14 protein-coding genes and 1 riboswitch are annotated in these 18,820 nt (G+C 37.1%); of the genes, 2 read left to right on the forward strand and 12 right to left on the reverse strand.

What is annotated here, in order from left to right:
- Positions 1 to 15 precede the first annotated feature (15 nt).
- Positions 16 to 216: riboswitch (cobalamin riboswitch) on the reverse strand.
- A 120-nt stretch (positions 217 to 336) separates the two neighbouring features.
- The 3 genes from AC1FXZ_RS13025 to AC1FXZ_RS13035 form a co-directional block, all read right to left on the reverse strand.
- Positions 337 to 1,656, reverse strand: a complete 1,320-nt coding sequence (locus AC1FXZ_RS13025; protein ID WP_480054295.1) for a S8 family peptidase — start codon at positions 1,654 to 1,656, stop codon at positions 337 to 339.
- A gap of 206 nt (positions 1,657 to 1,862) precedes the next feature.
- Positions 1,863 to 4,466: a bifunctional acetaldehyde-CoA/alcohol dehydrogenase gene (gene adhE / locus AC1FXZ_RS13030; RefSeq protein WP_480054297.1), complete on the reverse strand. Its 2,604-nt coding sequence runs from the start codon at positions 4,464 to 4,466 to the stop codon at positions 1,863 to 1,865.
- 48 nt (positions 4,467 to 4,514) lie between these two features.
- Positions 4,515 to 4,742 carry a hypothetical protein gene (locus AC1FXZ_RS13035; RefSeq protein WP_480054299.1) on the reverse strand — a complete coding sequence of 76 codons (228 nt, stop codon included), beginning with the start codon at positions 4,740 to 4,742 and terminating at the stop codon, positions 4,515 to 4,517.
- 285 nt (positions 4,743 to 5,027) lie between these two features.
- On the opposite strand from AC1FXZ_RS13035, the gene AC1FXZ_RS13040 reads away from it, so the two are divergent.
- Positions 5,028 to 5,384, forward strand: coding sequence for a hypothetical protein (locus AC1FXZ_RS13040; protein WP_480054301.1), 357 nt, complete (start codon positions 5,028 to 5,030; stop codon positions 5,382 to 5,384).
- A gap of 63 nt (positions 5,385 to 5,447) precedes the next feature.
- Here the strand turns inward: AC1FXZ_RS13040 and AC1FXZ_RS13045 are convergent, their stop codons facing one another.
- Positions 5,448 to 8,174, reverse strand: coding sequence for a GTPase (locus tag AC1FXZ_RS13045; protein WP_480054303.1), 2,727 nt, complete (start codon positions 8,172 to 8,174; stop codon positions 5,448 to 5,450).
- 347 nt (positions 8,175 to 8,521) lie between these two features.
- Here AC1FXZ_RS13045 and AC1FXZ_RS13050 point away from each other — a divergent pair, with 347 nt between their 5' ends.
- Positions 8,522 to 9,283, forward strand: coding sequence for an IclR family transcriptional regulator (locus tag AC1FXZ_RS13050; protein ID WP_480054305.1), 762 nt, complete (start codon positions 8,522 to 8,524; stop codon positions 9,281 to 9,283).
- A gap of 398 nt (positions 9,284 to 9,681) precedes the next feature.
- Here the strand turns inward: AC1FXZ_RS13050 and AC1FXZ_RS13055 are convergent, their stop codons facing one another.
- The 8 genes from AC1FXZ_RS13055 to AC1FXZ_RS13090 all read right to left on the reverse strand — a co-directional run bounded on the left by AC1FXZ_RS13055 (position 9,682) and on the right by AC1FXZ_RS13090 (position 18,758).
- Positions 9,682 to 10,887, reverse strand: coding sequence for an FAD-dependent monooxygenase (locus tag AC1FXZ_RS13055; RefSeq protein ID WP_480054307.1), 1,206 nt, complete (start codon positions 10,885 to 10,887; stop codon positions 9,682 to 9,684).
- Between the two features lie 33 nt (positions 10,888 to 10,920).
- A complete protein-coding gene (locus tag AC1FXZ_RS13060; RefSeq protein WP_480054309.1) occupies positions 10,921 to 12,033 on the reverse strand; it encodes a cupin domain-containing protein in 1,113 nt (370 codons plus the stop codon).
- 26 nt (positions 12,034 to 12,059) lie between these two features.
- The gene (locus tag AC1FXZ_RS13065) at positions 12,060 to 12,545 is read right to left on the reverse strand and encodes a DinB family protein (RefSeq protein WP_480054311.1); all 486 of its coding nucleotides are present in this window, start codon (positions 12,543 to 12,545) and stop codon (positions 12,060 to 12,062) included.
- 5 nt (positions 12,546 to 12,550) lie between these two features.
- The gene (locus AC1FXZ_RS13070) at positions 12,551 to 13,492 is read right to left on the reverse strand and encodes a fumarylacetoacetate hydrolase family protein (protein ID WP_480054313.1); all 942 of its coding nucleotides are present in this window, start codon (positions 13,490 to 13,492) and stop codon (positions 12,551 to 12,553) included.
- Positions 13,493 to 13,992: 500 nt separating this feature from the next.
- Positions 13,993 to 15,273: a TRAP transporter large permease gene (locus tag AC1FXZ_RS13075; protein ID WP_480054315.1), complete on the reverse strand. Its 1,281-nt coding sequence runs from the start codon at positions 15,271 to 15,273 to the stop codon at positions 13,993 to 13,995.
- A 14-nt stretch (positions 15,274 to 15,287) separates the two neighbouring features.
- Positions 15,288 to 15,773, reverse strand: coding sequence for a TRAP transporter small permease (locus AC1FXZ_RS13080; protein WP_480054317.1), 486 nt, complete (start codon positions 15,771 to 15,773; stop codon positions 15,288 to 15,290).
- A 21-nt stretch (positions 15,774 to 15,794) separates the two neighbouring features.
- Positions 15,795 to 16,787, reverse strand: coding sequence for a TRAP transporter substrate-binding protein (locus tag AC1FXZ_RS13085; RefSeq protein ID WP_480054319.1), 993 nt, complete (start codon positions 16,785 to 16,787; stop codon positions 15,795 to 15,797).
- 528 nt (positions 16,788 to 17,315) lie between these two features.
- Entirely contained in the window at positions 17,316 to 18,758 is a 1,443-nt protein-coding gene (locus AC1FXZ_RS13090; protein WP_480054321.1) for a carbon starvation CstA family protein, read from the reverse strand.
- Between the last annotated feature and the right edge of the window lie 62 nt (positions 18,759 to 18,820).

The raw sequence follows: 18,820 nt of genomic DNA on the forward strand, positions 1-18,820 counted from the left end.
TCTATCCTCGTAGAAAATGGTGGTATAAAATAGGCAGGTTTCCTGGCTCATGATCATAGCTTCCTATGCCTTCCCATCTATAGACAGTGACATTTATAGGTTGCTCCCATTTACAGTGGCGGGACCGCGTTGGCTTTTCACCAACTTCCCTATTAAGCGAGTACCATCTTCAAAAAACATTAAGACAGCACTAGCACCTAAATTACTTATATATTTTTATGTCGACATAATTATACAAAACATTCGAACCTTTGTATATATATATTTGCTAGAAAACAAGCTATGGGGTCTGACCCTTACCCCCTAGGGGTAAGGGTCAGACCCCACTTTACTGAACTAAATTGAGTTATCAGCGTTAATATATCCGGTTCCATAAATATTTGGATCTCTTTCTGTCCATAGGTCAGTCCCATTACGCAAACGCTCTTTCACTTCAGTTGGTGATAGCTCAGGATGTTGTTCTAACATAAGTGCTATGATTCCTGCACAAATAGGCGTAGCCATCGAAGTACCTGATAAAATTAAATAGTCTGAGTCAACTCTACTTCCTTTCATTAACTTATCTAAATATGATTTAGGTGAACGTAATGAAACAATGTTTACACCAGGAGACAATAAGTCGGGTTTTTCTACACCATATATTGTCGGCCCTCTGCTCGAAAAACTTGCTACGTCATCATCACTACGGTCTGGAGTATTGTTATCATCCAATGCACCTACCGTAATCACTTGTTGACTAACTCCAGGACTCGCTATCGTTTGTGGTTCAGGCCCCTCATTTCCAGCAGCGACACAAACAACAATACCACTCTGCCACGCCTGCTCAACCATTCGAACCATAGGATCATCCCTTTCATTCTCATAACCAAGTGCCGAAGCACCTAACGAGAGATTCATAATATGAATCGGTTGATCCGGATTGGTATCATTATAATGGATACACCATTGTATCCCTTGCATGACCGTCTCTAGAGAGCCAGATCCTAACTTATCGAGGACCTTGACACCAATAACATTTGCTTCAGGAGCCGGTCCTCGATATTGACCTGAAGAGGAAACTCCATTTCCAACAGCGTCTCCCGCACAGTGGGTGCCATGACCATTGTCATCGTAAGGATCCGTTCTTTGATTAATAAAATCAACAAAACCAATCAATCTATCAGCGAGGTCATGGTGAGGATAAATCCCTGTATCAATAATCGCAACTGTAACGCCTCTTCCCGTCAATTCAATCTCATTTCTTACCACGCTTCTTGCATTCGCTGCTGTAACAGCTGTATCAAGTAATGCATGTACCTCGCGATCCAATGAAATCCTTTTTATCCGAGGACATGAAACCAACAACTCTTCCAAAGCAGCAGGGGTAAGATCAGCACTACAGCAAGAAATACTTGAGAATTCATTTCGCATTCTACAGCCCATGTGCTTATTAAATACACTGTTCATATCAAGAGAGCTCTCTTTGAAGTACCCTTCCTCAACCTCAATAATCACCCTCATTTTTCGTGTCTTTTTTAGTATCGCCTCAAATGGCTTATGCAAAAAACATGGTGTCCACTTAAAAGGTTTATAGAAATGCAAAACCTTATCACGTAGTGGCTTATCTAACTTATGCGAATAGGTTCTTACCATTTGTACCATTTGTAAACCAAACATCTCTTTCAAACCTCCTTTGCTTAAGCTCTTATAATCTATGAGACTTAACGGAGGTTTGCAGCGATTCTTGTCCCTATCCCTAGTAAAATATGCTCCTACCTTTGTGTTTCTACAAATACTAATAAAAATTAGCCTCATTTCCTCTAAAGACGATTTATTAAATTAAAAGAGGTGCCCCTTATGGAACACCTCCTAAAATTCATATGTTAGACGCCTTCATACGCTAAACGATATACCTCAACTAACTCGCTAACTAATGGTAGTTTAGGATTAGCTGTTGTACACTGATCTTCAAAAGCACGATCTGCAAGGAATTCTAATTTGCTTTCAAACACTTTTTTCTCAATACCATTTTCTTTAATGCTCATAGGAATGTTCATTTCATTTGCTAGTTTAATAATTGCTTGAACAAGACTTTCTACCCCTTCTTCTGTGTTTTTTGCAGGTAAGCCTAGTATTCTAGCAATTTCAGCATAGCGCTTGTCTGCGATAAAATGCTCATATTTAGGAAATGCAACAAATTTCACTGGTTTTTTTGCATTATATCGAATGACATGAGGCATCAAAATCGCGTTAGATCGTCCGTGTGCAATATGAAACTCGGCTCCTAACTTGTGTGCCAAACTATGGTTAATGCCTAGGAATGCGTTCGCAAAAGCCATACCTGCAATCGTTGAAGCGTTATGCACTTTTTCACGTGCTACTTCATCATTTCCATCTCGATAAGCCCTAGGCAAGTACTCAAAGATTAATTGAATTGCTTTGATTGCAAGAGCGTCCGTATAATCATTTGCCATATTCGAAACATAGGCTTCAATCGCATGTGTCAACACATCCATTCCAGTATCTGCCGTCACATTTTTAGGAACTGTCATGACAAATTGTGGATCAATAATCGCCACATCTGGAGTTAATTCATAATCAGCTAACGGATATTTAATGTTCTGGTTTTTGTCCGTGATAACAGCAAAAGAGGTCACTTCAGATCCCGTTCCTGACGTTGTAGGAATGGCAACGAATTGTGCTTTCCCTCCTAACTTTGGATATTTAAATACACGCTTACGAATATCTAAGAATTTTTGCTTTAAGCCGTTAAAATCTGTATCTGGATGCTCGTAAAATAGCCACATTCCTTTAGCTGCATCCATTGCAGATCCACCTCCTAGAGCAATAATGCAGTCCGGTTTAAAGCTCCTCATCATTTCGGTACCTTTTTCTACTGTTTCAATAGATGGGTCAGGTTCAACTTCAGAGAAGATCTCGCAATGGACATAGTCTGGTCTATTTCGTAGATAATGTAATACTTTATCTACGTATCCTAGTTTAACCATACCTTGGTCGGTAACGATGAATGCTTTTGTGATATTAGGCATCTTTGCTAAGTATTGTGTTGAATGTTTCTCAAAGAATACTTTCGGTGGAATTTTAAACCATTGCATATTCGTATTTCTTTTTGCTACTTTTTTGATATTCATCAAATTTATTGTTCCTACATTTGTAGAGACAGAATTTTTCCCGTAAGAGCCACATCCTAATGTAAGTGATGGCAAAAATGCATTATATATATCCCCTATCGCCCCCTGAGATGATGGAGCATTAACAATGAGCCTGCAAGCTTTCATCTGCATCCCAAATTGTTTGATCACTTTTTCATTATTCGTATGAATGACAGCAGAATGACCGAGCCCACCAAATTCTAATATTTCTTCGGCACGCCTCAACCCTTCTTCGCTTGAGCAAACACGGTAACATGCAAGCACCGGGCTAAGTTTTTCTCTAGATAGTGGGTGCTGTGGACCAACTCCACTAAGTTCAGCTAACAAAATTTTGGTCTCATTAGGGACTCTTACACCAGCTAGATTGGCAATATAAGCAGCTGATTTTCCAACAATGTCTGCATTGACTGCACACGTTGTTTCGTTTATAACAAGTCTTTCTACTTTTGCTCTTTCCTCTTCATTCAAAAAGTAACAATTATTATCGATCAACTCTTTTTTTACATGATCATAAATTTCATCATCAATAATCACGGCTTGTTCAGATGCACAAATCATTCCGTTATCAAAGGTTTTAGAAAGGATCAAATCATTGACTGCCCGTTTGAGATTTGCCGTTTTTTCAATATAACAAGGAACATTCCCTGGACCAACTCCTAACGCTGGTTTTCCTGTACTATAAGCAGATTTCACCATCCCCGCACCTCCTGTCGCTAAGACTAACGCCGTGCCATCATGATTCATCAAGGCCTTGGTTGCGTCAATTGACGGGGTTTCAATCCATTGGATACAATGTTCAGGTGCACCTGCTAAAATGGCTGCATCTCGTACAAGTCGTGCTGCTTCACTACTGCTTTTTTGTGCAGAAGGATGAAAAGCAAAAATAATTGGATTCCTCGTTTTTATCGAAATAAGAGCTTTAAACATCGTTGTAGAGGTTGGATTCGTAACAGGTGTTACCCCTGCAACAACTCCAACAGGTTCTGCAATTTCAATTAGACCACCATGTTCATCTTCAGAAATGATCCCAACTGTTTTATCGTATTTTATATTGTGATAAACGTATTCTGTTGAGAATAAATTTTTAATAATCTTATCCTCATATACTCCACGTTGTGTTTCATCAAAAGCTAGTTTCGCTAGTGTCATATGGTGTTCAACCCCAGCGAGAGCCATTCTCTTTACAATTTCATCGACTTGCGCTTGATCCAACTTTAAGAACTCCATTAACGCCTGCTGGCCATTTTGAACCAATTGATCTACCATTGTTACAATTTCTTTTTTTTCAATCATTTCCTTTTGATCTACAACCATGTTAAAACCCTCCTAAATGTGAAATTCCTCTTTGTTATTTTTAAAAAACTATGTACATACAGGATTTCGAGGAATTTTTGTAATAGAGATGTCGGCAATCATTCTTGTACCTTTTTGAATAATACAAACATAGTTTACTGTCCAGATGTAAGAAGGGATCTCTTCATCACCTTCAAACATCATTGATTCAAATTCATCCTGTACGAACTCCTCAAATACTGCTTGTGTATATGTATCAGTATCAGTAGAGAAATCTCTCCATTCACATAAAATCATCAGTATCCCCTCGCATCCATCGATTAGTTTGTGAATAATTTCACATGATAATCCAAAAAAATATTTTCTTACTGTTGGTTATCCATTCTTCAAACTTAAAATTTGTAACCCCCCCTTCTATCTTCCGTTTTTATTATAACATCACCTTATAGAAATCACTTGTGAAATATTGAACAATCTATGAAATACACTTTTATAGGCTTCTGCCCTGTCACTCCACGAATGTTTACATAGATTAATAACGTATTTATCTAGACTATACGCACTTAAGAAGGAGCGATACGTATGAACCCTTACCAGTATCCTGGGTATGTCTCACAGCCTGCAAACAACAACTTACAGTATCAATACCGTTCTGCTAACCAACCACAACAAACAACAAATTTAATGAGACAGCCGACTCTCGAAGCAAGAGTAGATCAACTTGAAAGACAAATTGGTCAGCAAGTTGCAGAAATAACTAGACAGAATCAAGAAATCCAGAGATTAAACGGTGAAATCACACGCATAAATGAAGAAATTATCCGTCTGAATCAAAATGATGAGCGCCATTTTGATCGAATGACTAGAATGAATCAGCGACTACGTACCGTCGAAAATGCACTAAATCTCCCTTACACCGCTGGGGATGATGGTTTTTAATTAAAATGGAGCAGGGCCAAAAAGGGGCTCCTGCTCGCTCTTTTCGAGCATCTTTCGTTAAACCTAAACCAAGATACCTTCTTCTTCTTCTTTGTGTACTAAATCCATTAACTTAAACTGGCGCAACTGAATTTGAAATAATGTTAATGGGTCAAAATAAAGTTCCGGATTTGATTTTAGTTTACTTAGTTCTTCATTTTTTTCCGAAATTTGATTTTTTGCGTCACTAATAGCATCACGTATCATGCTATTTGGAATTCTATAGAACATGTTCATATCTCGCTCTAATGCCTTTTCGAACAATTCAAATTGCATCATAAATTGGTTCGCAATCGTTTCAGCTATTTGTGTATACTCTTCATTTTCAATAAATTTCTTGTATATTTTATACAACATTGATTTGTTTGAAGGTAACACTCCAAAAAGCTTCCCTGAGCTTTTCAATAAAATTTGAGACGGTGTTAACCTCAACAAAATATTAATACTATCTAGATGAACACCGCTTGTCATTCGACCGATATCACGATACCAATCATCTAGAACACGGAAGTCACATTGTAATTTAAATCGCTCTTCACGATATAACGCATTAAAACCATCTCCCATTTCTTTTAAATAGGATTGACTATGAATAAATTCTACGTTGCAAACCTCTAACCATTCCTGTAATGAGTTAGAAAACTTAGGCATGAATGTTTCCTTCAAATACGTATAAATTTCTTCATTCATTTTTCTATTGAGTTCTACATGTATGTTTCTAAAATTACTGTCTTCCTTTATATACCTTGAACACTTTTGTAATAATACAGGGATATCATCTATTAACTTGCTCTTCATTTCACGCTTAATTACTTCATACTTCTCTGTAATATCTGCTATTTTCTCTTTTTCAATATCGTACAACTGATTACTTGCACCTGTTAACTTGATAACAGCTTCTTCATTCCACGTAATAGTATTCATTAGTTCCTTTTCCATATCCGTTCTTCTTTCAAATAGATGTGTAATAGAACTCTGAATAACATCTAGTAAATTAGTATTTCTCTCTTCTTCATTAGCTCTATTCTGAGTGAAAGAACTAAGAAACTGTTTTAAATCATGAAGACCACTAACGGCATATTTAGGCTCAAATTTGAAAATCTTTGCATTTGGCACATACATATTAATCATAGCAGTTGTATCATTGATGATCCGATTAATCTCCTGTTCATTATAAATACCATCAGTTTTATTAATTACAAAATGAATAGGAAGATTAGGAGTACTTTCTTGGATTTTTGCAAGAAGTGCACGTTCTTCGTCCTTGAATGGAACATGTGCATCTATTACAAATAACAAGCCATCAGCAATTTGTAACAAATTAACCACAGGCGTTTTATCAATTATTTTATCAATAGGCAAATCGACAAGGGTAATAGCCTTTTCTCTTAACAGCTGACTTGGGTGGTAGAGTTCAATAATATTTCCTCTCTCATCGTTTGACGCACTGATCGCTTCATAGTCCGAGAACGTTAGGTCTGATTGAGTATCATTGTCTGAAATTCTCCTAATTGAAGTCTCTGTGTGATGTTTAAACATCGCAGCTACACTCGACTCCTCTACAACCATTCCCTCTCCAAGCATTGCATTTAATAATGAAGACTTTCCACTAACTGATGTTCCTGTTACAAAAAGATGATTGACATTAAAATCTAGCAGCTGCTCAATCAACCATTCTAGACGATAGTCAATCTCTAGATTTTGTTTCTCGGCCCAAGTTACAAGCGATTCAAATAATTTTAAGCTTTGCTCAAAATTCCCGGTAGACTCACTTGTTCGATTGATTATGCTCTTTGCTTCACTTATTATTGTGGAGTTAATATTAGTAGGTCTGATTTCGCTCCACACCACAATTGCAGTAGCAACGGTTAGCGCATCAGATGAACCACTAATCTTCAACCAATTCGTTAAAAGGTTAGGAATTAAATTATCTAACTCAGAGAGAAAGTAGGATCCGTCCATTAGTGAATAATATGTACCTTCATATAAGCTTGAAAGAGTATCCCATGACTTTCCATTCTCAACTTCCAGCGTCAAAAACAGTGAGTCAAATTCGGTTAACCATGCGAGAAATAAATCCTGATTGTGATAGCTTTGCCAAAAAGCCCCTGCAATTGTTTCAAATTTCGTTTGGTCAATTCGAAACAATATTTGTAATGCATCAGAAAAATATGAAGGTTCAATCGTAGTTGTCAAATTTTTATCTACATACGTTTTAAGAATATCAAACCACTCCATATCCTCTGTTCGAATCGCTTCACTAACCGCTAGCTCTATTGCACTGCTCCAGTCTCTGTACTCTTCAAAAAATGACCTCGCTATCTCTGTCACATTGGGATAATCCGGGTTAATCGCTACAATATTTTTAACTACTTTCGCAGCTTGGTCTAGTAGCTCTTGATCCATATAAAGTGTAAACAACTGCAACTCTACTTCAGTAGCAAGAATTAAACTTTCGCTATTTATTGATAAATAGATTTCCTCTGCGGTAGAGAGCAATCCTAATTCACAATAAGCATCTGCAATGTTTTTCTTCGCCCATGACTCAAGTTCATCATCAACTTTTTCCCACTTAAAGATTGCTGTTTCATAGTCTTTATAATGATAATAAATTTCTCCTTGTGCAAAACGAATGTTCGATTTATTCTTTTCTTCTGCGAGTGCTTCTGCCAATTCAGTAAAATATGTATTTTCACCTGTACAGTACTTTTGATAATACTGCTTTTTGATTAGTTCATTCTCTATCTTCATAGTCGCTTCCTTTCTCCGTACTGATCTGTTAGAAACCATTCTCCAATAAACTTATTAAACAATTCAAAACGATATTCAATTATTGTAACAAAGTTTTGGTAAAGTTCTATTTCAGTTTGATTTCATTTTGAAAACACACCATAAAACTCATCTAAAAATAAGAAAATTAACCTATTGAAAATAGTCTATCTCATGTTTTTTACTACGAATTTAATAAAAATAATACCTATTTTTAATATGTTAAATATAGATAGTTGTCTTATAGCACTATAAATAGATATAATGTTCACTATATAAATAATTTTTTAGTTAATTTCTGTTCGTCATTATATCAGGAGGGTTTCATAATGGAAGCAAAAAAGAATGGAGCAACCATTCAAACATTAAAAGTTGGAATGAGTATAATTGATTTTGTGGCTAAACAAGCTAGCCCAACAAAATTTGTAGAAATACATGAACATACAAAGATTACAAAAAGTAATCTCTACAAATATCTAAATACCTTTGTCCAATTAGGAATGCTTTATCGTGATAAGACATCAGGTGCCTATATATTGGGCAGCAAATTAGTTGAATACGGTATGGCGGCAGTCGGTCAAGAAAATGTAATCGACCGTATCACCCCATACTTACAAGAAATGAATATTAAAATTCAAAGTACTGTTCTTTTTTCAACGTGGACACCCAACGGACCTATGGTTGTTAAACTTTTTAACGATAGCCAAGGATTAAATATTGGAGCACAAATCGGAACGTTTTTACCGATTCACTCTGCTTCCGGAAAAGTATTTTTAACATTTATGGATGATCAAGTTATCGAAAATTGGAAAGAACAAGAATTAAAAAATTTAACCAAAGATGAAATTGTAGAACTAGAAAAAGAATCAGAGTTAATAAGAGAAAAGAAAATCACGTATGCAAATGAACCACTTATCTCTTCTGTTTCTTCGGTTTCCTTCCCTGTCCTCAATTACAAAGAAGACCTATTGGGGTCAGTAACAGTGGTTGGCTTTACAGAAGTAATCCCTACACATCCAGACACTGAATTGAGTCAGTATTTGTTAGATATGAGAGCCAAAATCTCAGAGGGCTTTGGATACGAATTTTGAGAGAGTTGTTTTGATAGAAAGGACCGTTAGCAAAAGTTTGAAGAGTTTAAAATATCTAACGGGGGAAAGAGGCCAATGATCTTTTTTTAAAAGAACATTTTCTCCTTCCAATTTCTGTTCTTAGATATGATACCGCTTACAGTTCAATTATTATAAAAAATTGAGCCGAGATGCCTTTATAAATTAAACGATACTAAGCTAATGCCTCTCTATCGAATACAGAGAGCGCATTAGCTTTTTTGAAAGCATCGAACTCTACCCATCTCCCCCATAAACTTTCTCGCGTCTATAGGCTCTCTAGGCTCTCACGCTCCATGTCAAATGATAACCTTTAAAATAAGTAAAAAAGAAACGAATTCAGATGAACCTGAATTCGTTTCTTTTGAACTTTATATAACTTAGTTATTTTTTTGAGCAGCTTTACCATACTTTTTAGAGTACAGCCAGTCTGTATAACTAAAGTCTTTTGCATCACGGTTTCTGAAGATCGTGTTACGTAATAGGATTGATACTTCATCCTCTGCGTGGATGATTTCACCCCATGTACGAGCACTTGTTTGAACTCTCGCTGTACGAGGTTGACGCTCTTCTTGGAACGCTGTAAATGCTTTCGGATAATCACCTTTATGCTCTGTTAACACATCAGCTAAATAAGAAGCATCTTCTAATGCTTGAACGCCACCTTGTGCCAAGTATTGAAGCATTGGATGAGCCGCATCACCAAGTAGACAAACATTGCCTTTTGTCCAGTTCTCAATTGGCAAACGGTCATACATTGGCCAGCGAATTTGACGAGAAATGTAAGATAAAGCTTTTTCTACTTTCGGGTGAGCACCTTCGAATACTTTATCCATTTCTTCTGGAGTACCCCACTCACTATCAGCAATACCTTCTTTGTAGTTGAAGCTCTTGAATACTACAACCTGGTTGTAAAGCTCACCACGACGAACAGGATATTGAACTACGTGAAGATTAGGCCCGATCCACATGATTACATCATCCATGTTTGCATCGTCACTGATTTCTTCAATTGGAATCGTACCACGGTATGCCACATACTCCGAGCAAATTGGCTCATCATCAACAAATAGTTTACGAGTTTTAGACTTTAGGCCGTCTGCTCCAATTAATGCTTTTCCTACTAATTTTTCGCCACGATCATTCGTTACGACAACACCTTCAGCGTTTTCTTCAACTGTTTCGATGTGCTGGTTTGTAACTAAGTTAACTAATGGATTTTTCTCACATGCTTCTAAAAGAACACGATGTAAGTCTGAGCGGTGTAATACGATATACGGGAAGCCGTATCTTTCTTTGAATTCATCGCCTAAATCTAATGCTGTTAACTCTTCTGCAGTGTACACATCTTTTAATACTAATCTCTTAGGGAAAACAGCAATTTTAGCAATTTCTTCACCTACACCAAGACGGTCAAGTACTGCCATCGCATTTGGTGCCATTTGAATCCCTGCACCAACTTCTCCGAATTCTGGTGCTTGCTCAAGAACAGTTGTTTTTTCGCCAGCTTCAGCAGCTGCAAGAGCAGCTGCCAAGCCTCCAATTCCACCACCAACGATAATCATCGTATCTTCAGTCTTTACCATTTTGAGGCCCCCCTTTTAACTAGTAACATCAAGTTAGACTAGTATAGGTTTGAATTCGCTTTTTACTTCTTGATGACCATTATTCTCTTCTAGTGCCTCTTCTCGCTCAACATCAAAGTGTTCCATAATAGGTAAGTCACTCACAGAGAAGAAGAATGTATCCTCACTAGCAACATGTTCATGCCATGCCCAGTTTGGTACGATAAAGTAATCACCTTGTGACCAATCAAAACGCTCACCATTAATAATTGTGTAACCAGATCCTCTATGCACTTGGTAAATAGTCGAATGCGTATGACGATGCGCTTTTGAACGGAAGCCTTTTGGCAGTTTCTGCATCCAAGCTGCAATCGTCGGATTCGCTGTTTTACCAGTTGAAGGGTTAATAAATTCTACTGCATATCCATCATACGGATCTGGATCAAATTTACTTAATCCATCTATTGCTGCTAAAGTTTGATTCCACTTAAATGATCCAAGTGGAGCTTTTTGAGGATGACGATCAGAAATTGGACGTACCATACCACCCTGATAACGTTGTGAACCATAGTTATCTGGCAAACTTGGTTGTTCAATCTTCTCTGGATATGGTTCGAAGAATGTTCCACCTAACATATATTTAGTAGGAATATCAAGAACATCCATCCAGATCATCGGCTCAGTTCCTAAATGACCATGACCATGCCATAGGTCCTTCGGTGTGATTAAGAAATCTCCTTCTTCCATGAAAATCCGCTCACCTTGGACGATTGAATATGCACCTTCACCGTGTGTCACAAAACGCAGTGCATTTTGCGTATGACGGTGAGAAGGAGCTTCTTCACCCGGTTGAAGCAACTGAACAGCAGCATAAAGTGTTTGGCTCGTTGAAGCCCAGCCCCAAGGTTGACGATAATCAAGGCCAGGGTTTTGAAGATAAATTGCTCTTCTTTCCCCTCCGCGTTCTGGTGTGAAAATTTGCGAAGCTTCATCTAGTTTCTTTTTTAGAAGATCCCATTTCCAAAGATACGCTTGTGCATGTGGCTCAGGTGTTTTATGCATTAGTTCAGGAATCGCTTCCCAAAGTGGCCCAAGGTTATACTGTCTAATATCTTTTGTAAAATCTTGAACTATTTTACTCTTGAAAAAATCATTAGTTTCTGCCATTTTTATTCCACCTTTCGATTTAACGATTACTTAGGTAGCTTTGATAAATTACGTTGAATTTGACCTTCATGTTTGTTTACATGCTGATCGATTAAATGGTCAATAATAAATGAAAGTGGCTTATGGCCAAAGTTTGGATTCACACTTGTTGCTTCTGCTGCTAATTGCTCAGAAGTCAAGTTTTCTATACCTTCTTTAACCGTTTGTTTTACTTCTTCAAGTGCTATTAACATGTCTTCCACACTAATTGCATCTACTGTTTCAGGTTTGACTGCCTCAAGACGTGGCTCATGTAAATGATTTCTGCCCCATTCTTTCCCAGGAGTTTCAACAAGCTGTTCAATTTCGCCTACCCAATAAGGCAGTGCTTCAACAATATGTGCGATAATTTGCATGATCGACCATTCATCTTCTGTTGGCTGCCAGCGAATTGTATCTTCTGGCAACCCTTTCACAGTTTCAATGATTCGATCAATTGATTCATTAACGGAAGTAATATTGCTTTGTGTCATGCTTCTTACTCTCCTTTTACATTACGTACTGTATTTTCTAACACACCTACTTGGTCAATCTCAACACGTACTGTGTCTCCATCTTTTAACCAAACTTGAGGATCCATTGCTTGGATTACGCCACCTGGAGTTCCAGTAATTACGATATCACCTGGCTCAAGTGTAGCAAGATTAGAGAAGAATGATACTAAATGCTTCACTGTGAATACTTGGTTAGAAGTATTTGTGCGTTGACGTTCTTCTCCGTTCACTGTTAAAACCATTTCTAACGTTTGTGGATCTTTGATTTCATCTGCAGTAACCAACCATGGTCCCATTGGTAAACTTCCATCTACTGTTTTACCTTGTAGCCATTGAAGCGTACGGCGTTGAATGTCACGGTACGTAACGTCATTTGCCACAGCATAACCTGCAACATAGTCTAGTGCATCTTCTTCAGAAACGTTTTTCGCACGTTTACCGATTACAAATGCAAATTCAGCCTCATAATCTAGTTGTTCTGATACAGGATGGAATGGAATATCATCTTGTGGACCTACAATTGTGTTAGCAAACTTCGCGAAAACAACTGGATTAGAAGGAAGTTCACGTCCCATTTCTAAAATATGATCTTTATAGTTATGACCTACCGCAAAGATTTTTCCAGGTTTTGGAACTGGTGCTTCTACTTTCACTTCATTGTAAGGATATACAAGTACGTAACCTTCATCCTCTTTATTTGTTAAAGCATAGTCAACTGCTTTTTTAGCTAGCTCCATGCTTTCTTTTCCACCTTGTAGGAATCCAGTCATATCAGCAGGTACGAAAGCCTCTGCAATTTCACTTGCACGAAGTTTCCCTTCTGACTTAACTAACGCTTTATAAGAAGCATGTAAATCGATTACCTCTTCATTAACAATTGCACCAATACGTGAATAACCTGAATGTTTAAATGTAATTAGTTTCATTATGACATAGCTCCTTTTTTAACATTTTCAATTTATATAGCTAATACATTAACTAACAATCTACTAGTTCTACCTGTAACCGGCTTCATTTTACCACTTAAGATAGGAGTCAATCAGATCGCTTACCTTACTTTGTACGTCGGAATTTCCTACGCTTATGTGGAGCCCGAGAAACCAAGTCAAAGTTACTCTCTCTTTCACCTTACAATGTTTATCATTATAGGTAATTAAGTTCTCTATTTCTATAAACAATTTAAAATAAATTCGCGTAATTGTCAACATTAATGCAATAATTAATTCCGCGAAAATTTCAACTTCTAATTTCTAATGTAAATAAAAGAGGTTGTCTGCTAAATATCTATCCCTCCTATATAAAACAAAATAAAATGCATCTAAATTTAGAGCCTATTATTTTACTTTTACAGAACAGATACATAGTTTTGAGACAACCCCCTAACTGTAAACTGACTTCATAATTTATCGCTAAATTATTAAACTATTTATCTCATCATTTCAGGGATCCAAAGTACAATTTGTGGGAAAACTGTAATGATAAGAAGAACGATAACAGAAACAATTAAAAATGGAAAGATAGACTTAGTTAATTCTTCAATTTTCACATTCCCTAATGATGATGCTATGAATAGACCTGACCCTACCGGAGGAGTTAATAATCCAATCGTCAAATTAAGACACATAATAATCCCAAAGTGAATTGGATCAATTCCATATGTTGTAAGTAAAGGCAGGTATATAGGAACTAAAATAATCAAAGCAGCAATTCCATCAATAACCGTTCCAATCAAAAGTAACAAAAGATTAGTTAATAACAAGAATAAAAGAGGACTTTCTGTCAGCCCAGTCATTCCTCTAGCTATCATTTGAGGAATCCCTTCGAACGTTAACACCCATCCGAAAATATTTGCCATCCCGATTAATAACGTTACAGTAGCCGTTGTAATAGCTGAATTGACCAGGATATTTGGAATATCTTTAATCTTTAGATCTCTATACAAGAAAAACCCGACAAGCAGTGCTATTAAACAAGCGATTGCAGCTGATTCAGTTGGAGTAAACACACCTGCAAGAATCCCTACAATAATTACTCCTGGAACAAGCAATGCCGGAATAATTTTCAAAGTCGCAGTTAAAACATTCTTAAAGGGCTCTTTCTCTGAACGAGGAAATTGATAGCGATATCCTAAATACATAATCACCAAAATAAACGAAAGCCCTAACATAATACCTGGCAATATCCCAGCCAAGAACATTTGCCCGATCGATGTCCCAGATTGTACTCCATATATGATAAATAACATACTCGGAGGAATAATTGGACCTAGTAATGCAGCGGACGCCGTTGTCGCTGAGGCGAACGATCTTTTATATCCTTCCTTTTCCATTGCCGGTACCATGATTTTACTCATCATAGCAATCTGCGCAGTTGCAGATCCAATAATAGATGCTAAAAACATATTTGCAATAACATTTACATAGGCTAATCCAGCTTTATAGTGTCCAAAAAGGACTTTTGCAAATCGAACCAACCGTGAAGTTATCCCACCTGAATTCATTAATTCCCCAGCGAGCATAAACAGTGGAATCGCTAGTAATCCATAACTTTGTAATCCGGAGTAAAGACGCTGTGGAATTGTGTCCAAAAGACCCATACTGCCTCCGACAAAAATAAAAGCCACACTTGTTATTCCTAACACAATTGCGATCGGAATTCGCAACAGCAACAATATGATAAAAACGAGTATACCAATCAAAGTAGACATTTAGACACCTCCCCTTACGACGTTGCCTTTAGGCTTTTTAAGAATAGATCAACTGAATGCACACTCATAAACAGGAAGCCTATCGGAACACTTAAATAAGGGTAAATCATCGGAAGTCGCAGTGAATCAGACACTTGTAAACCGATGTTTGGTGAACTCAGCCAACCATATGAATAATAGACGATAAATAAGCTAAAAAGCAAAACAATTAAAAACCCTGCACTTGCTACAATCTTTCTTGCACCCTCGCTTAGCTTATCGAATAAAATAGTAACGGCAGCTGATTGCTGCCGTTTCACACCCATACTTCCTCCAATAAAGGTCAGCCATACTAGCGAGAATATTGCTACTTCATCACTCCAAAATAACGGACTATTTAAAAAGTAACGGAATATTACACCAGCGGTAAGAGCACCAAACATAAAAGTGATCAATATTACTACGATGACTTTTTCAATTTTGAAAACAAAATCACTTAACTGCCCGAAAAAATTCGTCACTTTTATGCCCCTCCTAACCTATTATTGATTCGCTTCAATAAACTCTCTTACAATGTCATTTTCACTGTACTTTTCATAAATTTCTTCTTTAACAGCTTCGAACGGTGTAATGTCAAAGTCCTCAATGATGTTTACTCCCGCTTCTCTAACAACTTCAAGGTTCTCTTTTTCTCTTTCAATTGCATCTGCTACTCCCCATTCAACAGCTGCACTCATTGCTTCTCTTACAATTTCTTGATCTTCAGCAGAAAGTGTATCATATACTGTCTTACTCATTACTACTACTGATGGGAATGCCATGTGATTCGTTAACGTTAAATCATTTGCAATATTATGCAGATCCAAAGAAACAAGCGCATCTAAATCAATATCAATTCCATCGATAATGCCTTGATCTAGTGATTGATTGACTTCACCTAGTGGCATTGGTGTAGGACTTACACCTAAACTTGTCCAGAAGTCTTGCATGACAGGACTTCCAATAATACGTAACTTCTCACTTGCTAAATCATCCGGGGACTCAATTGCTCCAGATTTCATTAGAACGTGGCGGTTACCAGCAAAACTAAAGTCTAATCCGACAAGTCCTTGGGATTCAAGCTCTTCTAACATTTTTTGTGCTTGCTCTGAATTTCTTGCTTGACTAGCATCCTCTAGATCTTCAAAAAGGAAAGGCATAAACCAAGAATTTAGCGATTCAGAACGAGAACTCATAAATGCATTTGTTAAAAATGCAAATTCTAGTGTACCAGTTTCTAATTGTTGTGCCATTACATCTTCTTCACCTAATTGTGAACTCGGATACACTTCAACACTCAAGCGACCATCTGAACGTTCTTGTAATTCCTCATTAAATTTTTCAGCCGTTACTGTCCAACCGTGTGAAGGCGCTGTCACAGTTGACACTTTAAATGTATGCGTATCGTTATCTCCTGAAGTGCCATCGCTTCCTCCACACGCACTAAGAACTAATGCAGCACTTAAAAATAATGTACCTAACAAATGTTTTTTCATAACGAATCCCCCCAATTTATTGATTCTCTAATTTTACTGTTCATTTTTCAAACTAACTGGTTCTAGCAACCAATGAAAACGATTCCATAAACTTGCATATTGCTAAATTCTTTAACAAAAATATATTACTTGTTTAAGTAATAGTTTTCGCAATCGCTTTCAAATCTAGTATACCACCTCTTTTCTGTTAATATCACAATAGTGAATGTTGTTCCTTGATTCGATAATAAATAACTCTGTTCAATTTGTCAATATTGTATTAGTTTTCAAATAAGTTAATCTAATAAATATTTTACTCCCTTTATATCATAAACCCCTTGATACATAAGGAGTTGAGCGCAAATTCCACATGCATACACCGTAAAAAAAATCGACAAAATTCTTCTCATTGCGATTATTCACGTCAAAATTCTTCCATAAAAAAGAGGCGTCTCAAAATCAAGTTTCTGTCCTTTGAATCCACATAGGTTACTTGTTCATAATGTGATTCATAATGGGCTAACTTTTAACGAGACGCCTTTTTTTCAATTATGCTGCTTTGTTCACTTCTTCATCTAACTCAAAATCAGAAATTGCACGATTTAACTTGACCTTATATGAGAATAGTAATAGAGCCATGACCGTACCAATCGCTGCTGCTATATAAGACGTTGACATCGACAAGCCAAACCCTATCGGTGCACTAAAAATAAACGTTAATGATACCATTGTCATAAATGTAGCCGGAATCGTTGCCACCCAATGAAACTTATACTGAATTGCTAAATACATCGCTCCAACAAATAACGCAATCGCGCTAATAGCTGCATTCGTTACACCAAAGTATCTCCATAACAGTGTAAAGTCCATCGTTGTTAAAATAAACGAAATTATAAACAATGGCAGCGCAATCCATAGTCGACTAGCAATTTTAAGTTGAGGAATTTTAATATAATCTGCAATAATCATACGGGCTGAACGGAATGCCGTATCTCCAGAAGTAATTGGAAGAACAATTACACCAAGAACAGCTAAAGTCCCACCAATTGCACCTAGTAACGTAAATGCTACTTCACTAACGACAAGACCAGCACCACCAGATGCAATCATTGCACTTAAGTCCGTTCCATAGAAAAGACTCATTGCAGCTGCTGCCCAAATCATCGCAATAATCCCTTCAACAATCATCATACCATAAAATACTTTTCTACCGTTCTTCTCATTCTGCATCGTTCTCGAAATAATAGGTGATTGCGTTGCATGGAACCCAGAAATCGCACCACAGGCAATCGTGATCATTAAAATTGGAAACACAGCTGTACCAGCTGGGTGCATATTTTCAAGCGTTAATTCAGGAATTGGCGCTCCTGTGAAAATCAGCATTCCTCCAATACCGATTGCACTAATTACCAATAGTGCACCTAAAATTGGATACACTCTTCCGATAATTTTATCAACTGGCAACATTGTTGCAAGAATATAATAAGCGAAGATAACTGCAGTTATAACTCCTAATGCAACCCATCCATTCATTAAATTATGCAATAGTCCTGCAGGAGCCGTAACGAAAACGGTTCCAACAAGTAGTAATAAAAGCACAGCAATTGCATTAACAATATGTTTCATTGCTTTACCTAAAAATTTCCCAGCAAGCTGTGGTAAATGAGCTCCTTTATTACGAATTGAAATCATACCTGTTAAATAATCATGAACAGCACCTGCAAATATACATCCTACAACAATCCAAATAAAAGCTACAGGTCCATAAAGCGCGCCCATAATCGGCCCAAAAATAGGTCCTACACCTGCAATATTTAAAAGCTGAATCAAAGAGTTTCGATTTGTCCCCATCGGAATATAATCGACCCCATCCTTCATACTATATGCTGGAGTAGGCCGTGACTCTTTTACTCCAAATAATTTTTCAATTACTTTACCATAAGTGAAATAAGCTATAATTAAAAGTGCAATAGAAACTATGAATGTAATCATTGACAACACCTCTTTCTTATTGAATACGCTTTCATTATAGCTCGATCAGAACTTTTTGTGTC

Source organism: Halalkalibacter sp. HAAS-P014, assembly GCF_056619965.1.

What these genes read in the sequence shown, in the direction of transcription:
- AC1FXZ_RS13025 (WP_480054295.1), bottom strand. Translation starts at nt 1,656, where the DNA reads ATGTTTGGTTTACAAATGGTACAAATGGTAAGAACCTATTCGCATAAG.
- AC1FXZ_RS13050 (WP_480054305.1), top strand. Translation starts at nt 8,522, where the DNA reads ATGGAAGCAAAAAAGAATGGAGCAACCATTCAAACATTAAAAGTTGGA.
- AC1FXZ_RS13075 (WP_480054315.1), bottom strand. Translation starts at nt 15,273, where the DNA reads ATGTCTACTTTGATTGGTATACTCGTTTTTATCATATTGTTGCTGTTG.
- AC1FXZ_RS13090 (WP_480054321.1), bottom strand. Translation starts at nt 18,758, where the DNA reads ATGATTACATTCATAGTTTCTATTGCACTTTTAATTATAGCTTATTTC.
- AC1FXZ_RS13060 (WP_480054309.1), bottom strand. Translation starts at nt 12,033, where the DNA reads ATGGCAGAAACTAATGATTTTTTCAAGAGTAAAATAGTTCAAGATTTT.
- AC1FXZ_RS13035 (WP_480054299.1), bottom strand. Translation starts at nt 4,742, where the DNA reads ATGATTTTATGTGAATGGAGAGATTTCTCTACTGATACTGATACATAT.
- AC1FXZ_RS13040 (WP_480054301.1), top strand. Translation starts at nt 5,028, where the DNA reads ATGAACCCTTACCAGTATCCTGGGTATGTCTCACAGCCTGCAAACAAC.
- adhE (WP_480054297.1), bottom strand. Translation starts at nt 4,466, where the DNA reads ATGGTTGTAGATCAAAAGGAAATGATTGAAAAAAAAGAAATTGTAACA.
- AC1FXZ_RS13085 (WP_480054319.1), bottom strand. Translation starts at nt 16,787, where the DNA reads ATGAAAAAACATTTGTTAGGTACATTATTTTTAAGTGCTGCATTAGTT.
- AC1FXZ_RS13065 (WP_480054311.1), bottom strand. Translation starts at nt 12,545, where the DNA reads ATGACACAAAGCAATATTACTTCCGTTAATGAATCAATTGATCGAATC.
- AC1FXZ_RS13070 (WP_480054313.1), bottom strand. Translation starts at nt 13,492, where the DNA reads ATGAAACTAATTACATTTAAACATTCAGGTTATTCACGTATTGGTGCA.
- AC1FXZ_RS13055 (WP_480054307.1), bottom strand. Translation starts at nt 10,887, where the DNA reads ATGGTAAAGACTGAAGATACGATGATTATCGTTGGTGGTGGAATTGGA.
- AC1FXZ_RS13045 (WP_480054303.1), bottom strand. Translation starts at nt 8,174, where the DNA reads ATGAAGATAGAGAATGAACTAATCAAAAAGCAGTATTATCAAAAGTAC.